This is a genomic window from Kitasatospora sp. NPDC034023, assembly GCF_055575795.1.
This window is the reverse complement of the sequence record NZ_JBVIRY010000004.1, coordinates 282,021-294,496: the sequence shown is the minus strand read 5'-3', so window position 1 is coordinate 294,496 and position 12,476 is coordinate 282,021. Positions and strand designations below refer to the sequence as shown.

Annotated in this window: 14 protein-coding genes; 10 read left to right on the top strand and 4 right to left on the bottom strand. The window is 71.6% G+C overall.

The genetic code is table 11. The features are described from left to right. Window positions 1–84: 84 nt before the first annotated feature. Window positions 85–780 (top strand): demethylmenaquinone methyltransferase, encoded by a 696-nt coding sequence (locus ACZ52R_RS08450; protein WP_360494534.1) that lies wholly within the window; start codon window positions 85–87, stop codon window positions 778–780. A 143-nt stretch (window positions 781–923) separates the two neighbouring features. Continuing rightward, window positions 924–2,234, top strand: a complete 1,311-nt coding sequence (locus ACZ52R_RS08445; protein ID WP_465616533.1) for a geranylgeranyl reductase family protein — start codon at window positions 924–926, stop codon at window positions 2,232–2,234. A gap of 21 nt (window positions 2,235–2,255) precedes the next feature. Here ACZ52R_RS08445 and ACZ52R_RS08440 read toward each other — a convergent pair whose 3' ends face one another. The 3 genes from ACZ52R_RS08440 to ACZ52R_RS08430 all read right to left on the bottom strand — a co-directional run bounded on the left by ACZ52R_RS08440 (window position 2,256) and on the right by ACZ52R_RS08430 (window position 4,442). Further along, window positions 2,256–2,618, bottom strand: coding sequence for a MazG-like family protein (locus ACZ52R_RS08440; protein ID WP_360494528.1), 363 nt, complete (start codon window positions 2,616–2,618; stop codon window positions 2,256–2,258). A 206-nt stretch (window positions 2,619–2,824) separates the two neighbouring features. Next, window positions 2,825–3,538, bottom strand: a complete 714-nt coding sequence (locus ACZ52R_RS08435; RefSeq protein ID WP_465616535.1) for a peptidylprolyl isomerase — start codon at window positions 3,536–3,538, stop codon at window positions 2,825–2,827. 175 nt (window positions 3,539–3,713) lie between these two features. Beyond that, the gene (locus tag ACZ52R_RS08430; RefSeq protein WP_465616537.1) at window positions 3,714–4,442 is read right to left on the bottom strand and encodes a TetR/AcrR family transcriptional regulator; all 729 of its coding nucleotides are present in this window, start codon (window positions 4,440–4,442) and stop codon (window positions 3,714–3,716) included. Between the two features lie 94 nt (window positions 4,443–4,536). Here ACZ52R_RS08430 and ACZ52R_RS08425 point away from each other — a divergent pair, with 94 nt between their 5' ends. Continuing rightward, a complete protein-coding gene (locus ACZ52R_RS08425; protein WP_465753177.1) occupies window positions 4,537–5,202 on the top strand; it encodes a CatB-related O-acetyltransferase in 666 nt (221 codons plus the stop codon). Window positions 5,203–5,377: 175 nt separating this feature from the next. Continuing rightward, the gene (locus ACZ52R_RS08420) at window positions 5,378–6,373 is read left to right on the top strand and encodes a DMT family transporter (RefSeq protein WP_465753175.1); all 996 of its coding nucleotides are present in this window, start codon (window positions 5,378–5,380) and stop codon (window positions 6,371–6,373) included. Window positions 6,374–6,386: 13 nt separating this feature from the next. On the opposite strand, the gene ACZ52R_RS08415 is transcribed toward ACZ52R_RS08420, so the two are convergent. After that, entirely contained in the window at window positions 6,387–6,989 is a 603-nt protein-coding gene (locus ACZ52R_RS08415) for a hypothetical protein (protein ID WP_465616543.1), read from the bottom strand. Window positions 6,990–7,180: 191 nt separating this feature from the next. Here ACZ52R_RS08415 and ACZ52R_RS08410 point away from each other — a divergent pair, with 191 nt between their 5' ends. From ACZ52R_RS08410 to ACZ52R_RS08385, 6 genes are all read left to right on the top strand, one after another. Further along, window positions 7,181–8,290, top strand: coding sequence for a sensor histidine kinase (locus ACZ52R_RS08410; RefSeq protein ID WP_465753173.1), 1,110 nt, complete (start codon window positions 7,181–7,183; stop codon window positions 8,288–8,290). After that, window positions 8,287–8,982, top strand: coding sequence for a response regulator (locus ACZ52R_RS08405; RefSeq protein WP_465616547.1), 696 nt, complete (start codon window positions 8,287–8,289; stop codon window positions 8,980–8,982). Before ACZ52R_RS08410 ends, ACZ52R_RS08405 begins: the two co-directional genes overlap by 4 nt. A gap of 446 nt (window positions 8,983–9,428) precedes the next feature. Continuing rightward, window positions 9,429–9,788 (top strand): NADH-quinone oxidoreductase subunit A, encoded by a 360-nt coding sequence (locus ACZ52R_RS08400; RefSeq protein WP_030060100.1) that lies wholly within the window; start codon window positions 9,429–9,431, stop codon window positions 9,786–9,788. Between the two features lie 89 nt (window positions 9,789–9,877). After that, on the top strand, window positions 9,878–10,432 hold the full coding sequence (locus ACZ52R_RS08395; protein ID WP_360494507.1) for a NuoB/complex I 20 kDa subunit family protein: 555 nt from the start codon (window positions 9,878–9,880) through the stop codon (window positions 10,430–10,432). Next, window positions 10,429–11,142, top strand: coding sequence for an NADH-quinone oxidoreductase subunit C (locus tag ACZ52R_RS08390; protein ID WP_465753171.1), 714 nt, complete (start codon window positions 10,429–10,431; stop codon window positions 11,140–11,142). The genes ACZ52R_RS08395 and ACZ52R_RS08390 overlap by 4 nt, the downstream gene beginning before the upstream one ends. Next, complete coding sequence (locus tag ACZ52R_RS08385) at window positions 11,142–12,473, top strand: NADH-quinone oxidoreductase subunit D (RefSeq protein ID WP_465616551.1); 1,332 nt, start codon at window positions 11,142–11,144, stop codon at window positions 12,471–12,473. Before ACZ52R_RS08390 ends, ACZ52R_RS08385 begins: the two co-directional genes overlap by 1 nt. The last annotated feature ends 3 nt before the right edge of the window (window positions 12,474–12,476 follow it).

Below are 12,476 nucleotides of genomic sequence, written 5' to 3'. Positions count from 1 at the left end.
GGTGACCCGCTGGTGCGCCCCGTCGGAGGCCCGTCGGCACGCCCCGTTGGTCGGGGTGTCCGTGGAAGGGTGAACAATGGGGGCGTGACCCGAGCCTCTCTGGACAAGCAGCCGCACGAAGTCGCCGCCATGTTCGACGACGTCGCGGCCAAGTACGACCGCACCAACGACGTGCTCTCCCTCGGCCAGGCCCGCGCCTGGCGCCGGGCGGTGGCCGAGGCGGTGGCCGCCGGACCGGGGGACCTCGTGCTCGACCTCGGGGCCGGCACCGGTACCTCCTCGCTGCCCTTCGTCGAGGCCGGGGCCCAGGTCGTCCCGTGCGACTTCTCGGTCGGCATGCTCACCGAGGGCAAGGCCCGCCACCCCGAGCTGGCGCTCACCGCCGGGGACGCCACCCGGCTGCCGTTCGCCGACGGCACCTTCGACTCGGTGACGATCTCCTTCGCGCTGCGCAACGTCCAGGACACCGACGAGGCGCTGCGCGAGATGCTTCGGGTCACCAAGCCCGGCGGCAAGCTGGTGATCTGTGAGTTCTCCACGCCGACGTGGACGCCGTTCCGGACGGTCTACACCGAGTACCTGATGCGCGCGCTGCCGCCGGTCGCCACGGCCGTCAGCAGCAACCCGGAGGCGTACGTCTACCTCGCCGAGTCCATCCGGAGCTGGCCGGACCAGCCGGGCCTGGCCGCCAAGCTGCAGGAGAGCGGCTGGTCGAAGGTCGCCTGGCGGAACCTCACCGGCGGGATCGTCGCGCTGCACCGGGCGTACAAGACCGCGTAGTCGCCGGGGCCGGGCGGTCGGTCGGCCGGGACGGTGTCGCGGCCGCGCTCCCGGGGCGCGGGCGCTTCCGGCGGCGTGAGCGGAACTAGACTGCCGGAGACAAAAGCCGCCGTCCCCCGCCGCAGCTCCAGGAGTGTGTCCACGTGTCCGAGACCGCAGCCGATCTGACGAAGCCGGACGCCCCGGTGGAGAGCACGGCCGACGTCATCGTGGTCGGCGCGGGCCCGGCCGGATCCACCACCGCCTACTACCTGGCCCAGGCCGGGCTGGACGTGCTGCTGCTGGAGAAGACCGCCTTCCCCCGCGAGAAGGTCTGCGGCGACGGCCTGACCCCACGTGCCACCAAGCAGCTGGTGGACATGGGCATCGACGTCTCCACCGAGAACGGCTGGCTGCACAACAAGGGCCTGCGCATCATCGGCGGCGGCGTCCGCCTCGAGCTGGACTGGCCCGAGCTGTCCTCCTTCCCCGACTACGGCCTGGTCCGCAAGCGCGCCGACTTCGACGAGCTGCTGGCCCGTCAGGCCGAGAAGGCCGGCGCGCGGCTCTACGAGCGCTGCAACGTCAGCGGGCCGCTCCTGGACGAGCGCACCGGGCGGATCGTCGGCGTCACCGCCAAGCTCGGCGACGAGAAGCGGCCGGTCACCTTCCGCGCCCCGCTGGTGGTCGCCGCCGACGGCAACTCGACCAGGCTCTCGCTCGCCATGGGCCTGCACCGGCGCGAGGACCGCCCGATGGGCGTCGCCTACCGCACCTACTTCACCTCGCCGCGCCACGACGACGACTACCTGGAGTCCTGGCTGGAGCTGTGGGACACCCGCGAGGGGCAGCGCAAGCTGCTGCCCGGCTACGGCTGGGTCTTCGGCATGGGCGACGGCACCTCCAACGTCGGCCTCGGCATCCTCAACTCCTCGCCGGCCTTCGGCGAACTGGACTGGCGCGAGGTGCTCAAGGCCTGGTGCGCCGGCATGCCGGAGGAGTGGGGCTGCACCCCCGACAACATGACCGAGCCGATCCGCGGCGCCGCGCTGCCGATGGCCTTCAACCGGCAGCCGCACTACACCCGCGGCCTGTTGCTCGTCGGCGACGCGGGCGGCATGGTCAACCCGTTCAACGGCGAGGGCATCGCCTATGCGATGGAATCCGGCCAGATCGCCGCCGGGGTCATCGTGCAGGCCCTCGCCCGGGTCACCGACGGCGGCCGGGAGCGCGCCCTCCACGCCTACCCGCGCACCCTCAAGGACGTGTACGGCGGCTACTACACGCTGGGCCGCGCCTTCGTGAAGCTCATCGGCAACCCGAAGGTGATGCAGATCGCCGCCCAGCGCGGCCTCACCCACCCGATGCTGATGCGCTTCACCCTCAAGCTGCTCGCCAACCTGACCGACCCGCAGGGCGGCGACGCGATGGACCGCGTCATCAACGGGCTCGCCCGGGTCGCGCCGAACGCCTAGTCCGGCATGTGGCGCCGGCCGCTAGCCCGGCTCCGCCGCCGTCTCCGGGGGCCCGTCGACCGGGCGCCGCGAGGCGGCGGACCGCTGTTCGACGTAGGCCAGCCGGTCGGCGAAGACCCGGGCCGCGTCGGGGGTGAGCGTCCGCAGGGCGACGAGGGCGGTGAAGACGACGTCGCAGAGCTCGTGCTGGACGTCCTCCCAGCTGTGGGTCACCCCCTTGCGCGGGTTCTGGCCGGTGGCGCCGATCACGGCCGCGCCGACCTCGCCGACCTCCTCGGAGAGCTTGAGGATCCGCAGCAGGCGCTCCTCCTGGGGCGACTGCGTGCTCTGCCCGTCCAGCCATGCGACCAGGTGGTCGACGCTCTCCCAGATCCGGCTGTCCATGCGGCGCTGCTCCCCTGCGGTGTGGTTGGTGCTGCCACCGTACGGGAGCTGCGCGGTGCGGTGCGGCGGTCGGTCGGCGGGCAGGGAGGCGGGCGTCGGGCGGTCGGCGCGACGGTCGGGTCGGCGGGCAGAGGGGCAGTCGGCGGGCGGTCGGCGGCGGGCCGGGGTCGCCCCGGGTCGGCCCGGGCTGCCCGACCCGCCTTCGGTCAGCGGGTGCTGAGCTTCACGTGGCGGATGTTCACGGGGAGGTTGGGGAAGCCGTCGCCGGGGTTGTTCTGGTCGTCCTCGCCGCCGGCGGCGATCTTCTGCAGGACGTCCAGGCCCGCCGTGATCCGGCCGAACGGGGTGTAGGCAGGGGAGAGCTTGGTGTCCTTCCAGACGAAGAAGAACTGGCTGCCGTTGGTGTTCGGGCCGGCGTTGGCCATGGCGACGGTGCCGGCCGGGTAGGTGGCGCCGGTCAGGTTCTCGTCCGGGAAGGAGTAGCCGGGCCCGCCGCTGCCCGTCCCGGTCGGGTCGCCGCACTGCAGGACGTAGATCCGCTGGGTGGTGAGGCGGTGGCAGTGGCTGCGGTCGAAGTAGTCGTGCTCGGCGAGGAAGCGGAACGAGAAGGTGGTGCAGGGCGCCTTGTCGGTCAGCGCCTCGAAGGTGATCGCGCCCTGGCTGGTCCGCAGCGTCGCGCGGTAGGGCTGGGCCGCCTTCTTCGCGTCGAAGACCGGGATTCCCTTGAAATTGTCGGCCGGTACAGCTGGTGTGTAGGTGCAGCCGGCGGCGGGGGTAGTGGCCGCGGGGGCGGAGGTGCCCGCGACGGCGGTGCCGGTGCTCGCCACGAGCGGGAGGACGGTGGCGGCGGCGACCAGCGCCCAGTGCGTGCGCTTCACGTGACGGGCCTTCCGGGGGGTGGTGGACGGCTGGATTGTCATGGAGGAATCATCCACGGCCGGGTGGGGATGCGGTAGGGGGCGGGACGGCCGTGGTTCCCCGGGGCCCGGGGGTGTGATGGGCGGTCAGATGGGCCTGGGGGGGTGGGGATTCCGTCGGTGCTGTCGCGCTCGATGGCGGTCACGCTACGGGTATTGCCGGTATGGCGAGTGTTGCCTATGTTGCCGGTCTTGCCGGTGGGGCAAGGATGGTCGGTCTTGCCGGTGGGGCGAGGGTGGGCGGGGTGGCGGGGGTGGCCGAGCTGGCGGAGTCCTCCTCGGCGGAGGTGAAGAGCCCGGCGCGGGCGGCGAGGGCGGCGGCGTCGGCGGCCCGCTCGGCCGTGCGGGCGTCCAGTGGCTCGCCGGAGACGAACAGGCGGTAGTAGAGCGGGGCGGTAGCGGCGCGGACCACCTCGGCGCCGTCCGTTCCGGCAGGCAACTCGCCGCGGGTGACCGCCCGTTCGGCCACCCCGGCGGCCTGTCGGTGGCGGGCGGCGAAGAAGGCGCGCAGGGCGGCCGCGCCGGTGTCGGAGCGCTGGGCCGCGGAGATCAGTGCGGTGGGCGTGGGGCCCAGCTCCGGGTCGGTGAAGACGCTGAACACCTCCTGGGTGATCCGTCGGAGGTCCTGTCGGAGGTCGCCGGTGTCGGGCAGCGGCCAGGGCTGGTCGGCGGATGCGGTCAGGGCATCGGCGACCAGCCCGTCCACGCCGCCCCACCGTCGGTAGAGGGTCGCCTTGTGGACGCCGGAGCGGGTGGCGACCGCCTCGACGGTGAGGCCGTCGTACCCCTTCTCCGTGACCTCGGCGAGCGTGGCGGTGACCACGTCCGCCCGGACCCGTGCGCTGCGGCCGCCCGGGCGGGGGGTGGGGGCATGGGGTGGCTGCTCGGGATGGGTGGCTCCGGTCAAAGTCGACTCCAGTCGCATTAAGGCTTGCTGCGGGGGTGGTGGCGTGCCATGCTCATCGTAATGCGACTTCAGTCGCATTACGAGAGGAGCCTGAGTGACTGCGACCGCCATCCCCGATCCCACCGTGCTCCACCCGCTCACCGGCCACGATCGTGTCGTCCTGTTGCGACCGCTCGTCACCGACCCGCGGATCGAGGTCGGCGAGTACACCTACTTCGACGACCCCGACGGCGCCACCCGCTTCGAGGAGCGCAACGTCCTCTATGCGTACGGCCCCGAGCGCCTGGTGATCGGGAAGTACTGCGCGATCGCCACCGGGACCCGCTTCCTGATGGCCGGTGCCGCCCACCCGGCCATCGGCGTCTCCACCTTCCCCTTCACGATGTTCGGCGGCAGCTGGACCGAGCGGACCCTCGACATCGTCACGGACCTGCCCAGCCGGGGCGACATCGTGATCGGCAACGACGTCTGGTTCGGCTTCGGGGCCACCGTGCTGCCCGGAGTCCGGATCGGCGACGGCGCGATCGTCGCGGCTGGTGCGATGGTCACCGCCGACGTCGAGCCCTACACCATCGTCGGCGGCAACCCCGCCCGGCCGATCAGGCGGCGCTTCGACGACGCCGACATCGAGCGCTTGCGCCGCGCGGCCTGGTGGGACTGGCCGGTCGAGCTCGTCACCGAGCACGTGCGCGTCATCATGTCCGGAACGCCGACCGACATCGAGGCGATCGCCGTGGCGAACGGACTGATCGACGGCTGACCATCCGGTGTCCGGAACGACATTGATCACCGGCCGTCCGGTGAGCGAGGATGGCGCCCCTCGTTTCCGCGCAGTGCCCCGTCCACCGCCGGGCCTTCCGCCCGGCTCCTGGGTCCGTCCGACGCCGTACGGTCCTCGCGCCCGCCGGTTCCGTTCGCTCGGAGGGATCCTCGTCATGCCTGCCTCCCAGTCCAAGGACTCGTCCTCCTCGGTCCTTCGTGATCTTCCGGTGCTGCTCGTGGCGGTGGTGTGGGGGTCGAGCTTCCTCGCCGTCCAGCGGGTGGCCGAGCCGGGGACCGTCGTGGCGATGCTCGTCCTGCGCTTCGGGCTGGTGCTGCCGCTGCTCGGGGTGGTCGCCTGGCGGGCTCTGCGGAGGCTGAGCCGTGCCGAGTGGCTCGGCGGCGCCGCACTGGGACTGGTGCTCAGCGGGATCTTCCTGCTGGAGACCTACGGAGCTGTGCACACCTCCGCGACCAACGCCGGGCTGATCATCAGCCTCGCGATGGTGCTCACCCCGCTCGGCGAGAGCGCCCTCGGCCGGACCGCACCACCGCGGGCCTTCCTGGGGGCCGCCGGGCTGGCCGTCCTCGGCGTCGCCCTGCTCACCGGCGACGGCGGGCTGCGCGCTCCCTCGCTCGGTGACCTGCTGGTGCTGGGTGCCGCCCTCGTCCGCTCCGCGTACGTCCTCGCCATGGCCCGCACCCGGGCCCTGCGCGACACCGACATGCTCGCCGTGACCTGGGTGCAACTCGCCACGGCCACCGGAGTGTTCGCCGTCGTCGCGCTGTCCGTGGGGCCGGCGCCGTGGACCGTGGCCCGCTCGTACGGGGCCGGCCAGTGGGCCTGGCTGCTGCACCTGTCCTTGTTCTGCACCCTGTTCGCCTTCTTCGTCCAGATGTGGGCCGTGCGGGCCACTTCGCCCTCCCGCGTCAGCCTGCTGCTCGGCACCGAACCGCTGTGGGCCGCCGTCTTCGGGATCACCCTGGCCGGGAACCGGATGGGCCCGCTCGCCCTGGTCGGCGGAGCCCTGGTGCTGGTCGCCACCGAGTGGGGCCGTCGCACCGCTCCCGCGCCGCGCCCGGCCCGGGCAGAGGGCGGGGCAGGTGCCGGGGCGGATCCGGGGGCGGACGCAGGGGCCGGAGAGCAGAAGCGGGAGCCGGCCCCGGCGTGATCCGTGGTCGTGGTCACCGGCGCCGCCGCAGCGTCCGGCGGGCGTAGTCGAGGGTGACCGCGCCGAGCAGCGGGCCCCAGGCGACCAGGGGCAGGTAGGCGAGGGTCATCACCACGGCGGCGAAGCCGCGCGGCGAATCCGGCTCGGCCAGGTTGTGGGCCCAGCCGCCGAACAGCGCCTCCATGCCGAGGAAGGTGAGCAGCGCTGAGCCCAGCAGCGCCGGGACGATCGCGGCGAGCGGCCGGACCCGTCGACCGCCGATCAGTGGGATCCAGCCGGGTGTCACCAGGCCCCAGGGGCGGACCAGGCCGACGGTCAGGAAGGCCAGTGTCTCGGCCAGGGCGCTCAGCGCCACGCAGTAGACGGTGCCCCAACCCGGCTGGTGCGCGTCGAAGGCCGCGGCCGTGGCCCCGGTGAAGCCGACCGGGACACCGAAGCCGAAGGCGATCCGCCACACCCCCGAGGGGACGGTGCTCAAGGCGGCGGCCTTGGCGGCCAGCTGGGCCCAGCGCGGGGCGTCCGGGACGCCCGGGGCGGGCGGGGCGTCCTGGATGTCCGGGGCGGCCGGGTCGGTCTGGCGGGCGGTGCCCCGAGAGTTGATCACGAGCTTCGACATGGTGGACTCCCATCCTGTCCGGCCCCATCGGCCGGTGCGATGACTCAAGACTCGAGGTCCGACAGGGGTCCGCGGCAGTGCCGATCGGGCTGTTCTCCCTGCTCAACCGGCCTGTGAAATATGCCGATCGGCACAAGCGCACCGCCCGGACCGCGTCGTAATGTGACGGCAGTCGATGAGAGGTGGTGACGATGATTCAGATCCTGTCGCTGGTCGTCCCGGTCCTGCTGGTGCCGGCCTGGATGGTCCGCGAGCGCCACGGCACGGCCGCCGTGACGACCGTGCTCGGCGCGGTGTCGGCGACGGTCTCGGTCGTCGTCTGGGTCACCGGCCACTGGACGGAGGCGGCGCGTTGGACCGGGCTGGTCGGCCTGGTCGAACTGGCCGGGCTGCTGCTGGCGGTGGTCCTCAGCCTGCGCGCCGAGGACGGCCCGCGGTGCGCGGCGGCGGCCTGGACGGCGGGCGGAGCGGTAGCCCTCTGGCCGTCCCGGTTCGATGGGCCCGCCGACGCGCTCACGCTCTTCGGCTTCGGATCGACGCTGTCCCTGCCGGCCGTGCTGATCGGGCTCTACCTGCGCGGCCTGGACGACGGCCGGGCCCGCGCGGTGGCCGAGGCCAAGCGTGCCCAGCGGCTCGAACTGGCCCACGACCTGCACGACTTCGTCGCGCACGACGTCAGCGGCATGGTCGCCCAGGCCCAGGCGGGGGCGTATCTGGCGGCCATCGACCCGGCGCGGGCGGCCGAGATGTTCGAGCGGATAGAGCAGGCCGGGCAGCGGGCGCTGGCCTCGCTGGACCGGACGGTGCAACTGCTGCGCAGCGAGGAGGCGGCCGGCCGCGGTCCGCAGCCCGGTCTCGCCGAACTCGCGCAGGTGGCCGATCAGTTCACCGCCTCGGGCGGCGCCGAGGTCCGGGTGGAGTTGCCGGAGGGGCCGGTGCCGCGTGAGGTGGAGGGCACCGTGCACCGGATCGTGGTCGAGTCCCTGACCAACGTCCGGCGGCACGCTCCGGCCGCCCGAGCGGTCGAGGTCCGGGCCCGTCAGAGCGACGGACGGCTGGAGTTGACCGTGACGGACGATGGCGGGCCGCCGGCCCCGGGCGGGCGGCCGCGTGGCGGCGGCGGGAGCGGGCTCCCGGGGCTGGCGGCCCGGGTGGAAGCCCTCGGCGGCTCGCTGGAGGCCGGTCCGTACGAGCGGAAGGGCTGGCGGGTGACGGCGGTGTTGCCGCTGGACGCGGCTGTCGGCGGGCCGGAACGATCACAGAGGCCGACGCGGGTCGGCATGGGGGAGGTGCGGGGATGAGCAGTGGCACGGGGCCGGTTCGGATCCTGATCGCGGACGACCAGGCGGACGTCCGTAGCGCGTTCCGGATGATCCTGGACGTCCAGCCGGACATGACGGTGGTGGCCGAGGCGGCGGACGGTGCCGCGGCGGTGGAGGAGGCGAGGAGGCTGCGGCCGGACGTGGTGCTCGCGGACATCCGGATGCCGAAGCTGGACGGTCTGGAGGTCACCCGGCAGTTGGCCGGCCAGTGCAAGGTGATCGTGGTGACCACCTTCGACCTGGACGAGTACGTGCACACGGCGCTGCGGCACGGTGCGGCGGGATTCCTGCTGAAGCGCTCGGGGCCGGTGTTGCTGATCGAGGCGATCAGGGCGGCGATGGCCGGGGACGCGTTGATCAGCCCGCAGGTCACCGTGCGGCTCCTGCGGCACATGGCACTTCCGGGCGCGGAGCCGAAGCCCGGGCCGGTGGCCGGTGCGCGGACGGCGGGGCCGCTGGCGGCCGGCCCGGTGGAGGAACTGACCGCGCGGGAAAGGGAGATCGCCGAGCAGGTGGCGGACGGGGCGACCAACGCGGAGATCGGTGCGGGGCTGTTCATCTCACCGGGGACGGTGAAGAACCACCTCGCCAGCGTCCAGCGCAAGCTCGGTGCCCGTAACCGGGTGGGCATCGCGGCCTGGGTGTGGGAGCAGACGGCCGGCAAGAGGTAGCCGACGGACGCCGACTGCGCGCGCTTGTGAACGAAGGGTCAAGCGGGCGTTCGGACCCCCGCCACCCCTGCGAGTGAGCCGCTATAACACGTCAACATGGCGCCCTGAAATTTGCCCGCGTCGGCGCATAGTTGATATAGGAATACGCCCCTGACCAGCCCCTTCACAAGTAAATGCGACTGGTTGTGATCATTTGACTCCTTTGCGTTGACAAATCTGGGCATGTTCACATTCGCCACCATTCACATGGTGTCGTAGATCACAAAGATCGCGGTGAACTGCGTGTCGCAGATCACAAGCGGACGGGCATAGGATGCGCTCGTTCCAGGCTTTGTGAACTGCCTCACATGAGGTGGATCCCGGGAACCGGAAGGCGGGTTCACCGCAGCGTGACCCGCCGGTTCCGATCTGCAGTCAAGGACGACTGGACGGAGGGAGCGGGGGCTATGAATGCCTACGCGCCGATCCTCGTACTCGGTGCCATCGCGGCGGCGTTCGCGGTCGGCTCCGTCGTGATGGCCTCACTCACCGGCCCCAAGCGCTACAACCGGGCCAAGTTGGAGGCGTACGAGTGCGGCATCGAGCCGACCCCGCAGCCCGTGGGCGGTGGTCGGTTCCCGATCAAGTACTACCTGACGGCGATGCTCTTCATCGTCTTCGACATCGAGATCGTCTTCCTCTACCCCTGGGCCGTGACCTTCGACGCCCTGGGGATCTTCGGGTTGGTCGAGATGCTGCTCTTCATCGCCACCGTCTTCGTCGCGTACGCCTACGTCTGGCGCCGCGGCGGTCTGGAGTGGGACTGAGCGCGGGGTGGCCGCCGCCCTTGTGAACGAGCGGACAAGCCCGAACGGGCGGACGTACCAGAGGACTTGAGGGCATTGAGAGGGATCTGATGGGAATCGAGGAGAAGCTGCCGAGCGGCTTTCTGCTCACGACCGTGGAGACGGCCGCCGGCTGGGTGCGCAAGGCGTCACTCTTCCCGGCCACCTTCGGTCTGGCCTGCTGCGCGATCGAGATGATGACCACCGGTGCCGGCCGCTACGACCTGGCCCGGTTCGGCATGGAGGTCTTCCGGGGCTCCCCCCGGCAGGCCGATCTGATGATCGTGGCGGGCCGGGTGAGCCAGAAGATGGCACCGGTGCTGCGCCAGGTGTACGACCAGATGCCCAACCCCAAGTGGGTGATCTCGATGGGCGTCTGCGCCTCCTCCGGCGGGATGTTCAACAACTACGCGATCGTGCAGGGCGTCGACCACATCGTCCCGGTGGACATCTACCTGCCCGGCTGTCCGCCCCGTCCGGAGATGCTGATGGACGCGATCCTGAAGCTGCACGACAAGATCCAGCACGAGCCGCTGGGCGTGAACCGGCGCCGGGCCGAGGAGCTTGGCGAGGCGCTCGCCCTGCAGGCCACCCCGATCAGCGAGATGCGGGGGCAGCTGCAATGAACGAGCAGGTACCCGAGACCCGCCGGGACCAGCCGGTCCGCGAGATCCCGGTCGAGGTGGTCGGCCGCCGTCAGGGCATGTTCGGCGCCAAGGACAGCGGCGACACCTCCGGCTTCGGCGGTCTGGCGGCCCCGATCGTGCTGCCCGGCCCGAGCGAACGCCCGTACGGCGGCTGGTTCGACGAGGTCGCCGACGAGTTGGAGGGCGCCCTGGAGGAGCAGGGCCTGGACCCGGCCGAGGTGATCGAGAAGACCGTGGTCGACCGCGGTGAACTCACCTTCCACGTGGACCGCGTCCACCTGCTGAAGACCGTCCGCGTCCTACGCGACGACCCGGCGCTGCGCTTCGAACTGTGCCTGGGCGTGAGCGGCGTGCACTACCCCGGCGACAAGGGCCGCGAGCTGCACGCGGTCTACCACCTGCGGTCGATCACCCACGGTCGGCTGATCCGGCTGGAGGTCACCGCGCCCGACGCCGACCCGCGCGTCCCCTCCGTGGTGAGCGTCTACCCGACCAACGACTGGCACGAGCGCGAGGTCTACGACTTCTTCGGCCTGGTCTTCGACGGCCACCCGGCGCTCACCCGGATCATGATGCCGGACGACTGGCTGGGCCACCCGCAGCGCAAGGACTACCCGCTCGGCGGCATCCCCGTCGAGTACAAGGGCGCCCAGATCCCGGCTCCCGACCAGCGGAGGTCGTACAGCTGATGGACACTCAGCACTACGAGGAAGCAGACGCCCGCGAGACCACCGAGGGCCGGGTCTTCACCGTCACCGGCGGCGACTGGGGCGAGGTGGTCGAGGCGATCGGCCGGGCCGACGACGAACGCATCATCGTCAACATGGGCCCCCAGCACCCGTCCACCCACGGCGTGCTGCGGCTGATCCTGGAGATCGACGGCGAGACGGTGAAGGAGGCCCGCTGCGGCATCGGCTACCTCCACACCGGCATCGAGAAGAACATGGAGTTCCGCAACTGGGTCCAGGGCACCACCTTCGTGACCCGCATGGACTACCTGACCCCGCTGTTCAACGAGACCGCCTACTGCCTGGCGGTCGAGAAGCTGCTCGGCATCACCGGCGACGTCCCGGAGCGGGCCAACGTCGTCCGCGTGATGATGATGGAGCTCAACCGGATCGCCTCGCACCTGGTCTGCCTGGCCACCGGCGGCATGGAGATCGGCTCCACCACTCTGATGATCTACGGCTTCCGGGACCGCGAGCTGATCCTGGACGTCTTCGAGCTGGTCACCGGCCTGCGTATGAACCACGCGTACGTGCGCCCCGGCGGCCTCGCCCAGGACCTGCCGCCCGGCGCCGTCGACCAGATCCGCGAGGCGGTCAAGGTCTTCCGCTCCCGGATGCACGAGTACGACAAACTCGCCACCGGCAACCCGGTGTTCAAGGCCCGGCTGGTCGACGTCGGCTTCCTGGACCTGCCCGGGTGCCTGGCCCTCGGCGCCACCGGCCCGATCCTGCGCGCCACCGGCCTGCCGCACGACCTGCGCAAGACCGACCCGTACTGCGGCTACGAGGACTACGACTTCGAGGTCGCGGTCGCCGACAGCGCGGACTCCTACGGGCGCTTCCTGATCCGCCTGGAGGAGATGAAGCAGTCGCTGCGGATCGTCGAGCAGTGCCTGGACCGGCTGCGCCCGGGGCCGGTGATGGTGGCCGACAGGAAGATCGCCTGGCCCGCCCAACTGGCCGTCGGCCCGGACGGGATGGGCAACTCCCTCGACCACATCCGCAAGATCATGGGCACCTCGATGGAGGCCCTGATCCACCACTTCAAGCTGGTCACCGAGGGCTTCCGGGTCCCGGTCGGCCAGGCGTACGCGGCGGTCGAGTCACCCAAGGGCGAGCTGGGCGTGCACGTGGTCAGCGACGGCGGGACGCGCCCGTACCGGGTCCACTTCCGGGACCCGTCGTTCACCAATCTGCAGACGATGGCGGCGATGTGCGAGGGCGGCCAGGTGGCCGACGTGATCGTCGCGGTGGCCGGGATCGACCCGGTGATGGGAGGCGTGGACCGGTGACCA

What these genes read in the sequence shown, in the direction of transcription:
- ACZ52R_RS08420 (WP_465753175.1), top strand. Translation starts at nt 5,378, where the DNA reads ATGCCTGCCTCCCAGTCCAAGGACTCGTCCTCCTCGGTCCTTCGTGAT.
- ACZ52R_RS08395 (WP_360494507.1), top strand. Translation starts at nt 9,878, where the DNA reads ATGGGAATCGAGGAGAAGCTGCCGAGCGGCTTTCTGCTCACGACCGTG.
- ACZ52R_RS08435 (WP_465616535.1), bottom strand. Translation starts at nt 3,538, where the DNA reads ATGACAATCCAGCCGTCCACCACCCCCCGGAAGGCCCGTCACGTGAAG.
- ACZ52R_RS08440 (WP_360494528.1), bottom strand. Translation starts at nt 2,618, where the DNA reads ATGGACAGCCGGATCTGGGAGAGCGTCGACCACCTGGTCGCATGGCTG.
- ACZ52R_RS08385 (WP_465616551.1), top strand. Translation starts at nt 11,142, where the DNA reads ATGGACACTCAGCACTACGAGGAAGCAGACGCCCGCGAGACCACCGAG.
- ACZ52R_RS08390 (WP_465753171.1), top strand. Translation starts at nt 10,429, where the DNA reads ATGAACGAGCAGGTACCCGAGACCCGCCGGGACCAGCCGGTCCGCGAG.
- ACZ52R_RS08400 (WP_030060100.1), top strand. Translation starts at nt 9,429, where the DNA reads ATGAATGCCTACGCGCCGATCCTCGTACTCGGTGCCATCGCGGCGGCG.
- ACZ52R_RS08415 (WP_465616543.1), bottom strand. Translation starts at nt 6,989, where the DNA reads ATGTCGAAGCTCGTGATCAACTCTCGGGGCACCGCCCGCCAGACCGAC.
- ACZ52R_RS08405 (WP_465616547.1), top strand. Translation starts at nt 8,287, where the DNA reads ATGAGCAGTGGCACGGGGCCGGTTCGGATCCTGATCGCGGACGACCAG.
- ACZ52R_RS08410 (WP_465753173.1), top strand. Translation starts at nt 7,181, where the DNA reads ATGATTCAGATCCTGTCGCTGGTCGTCCCGGTCCTGCTGGTGCCGGCC.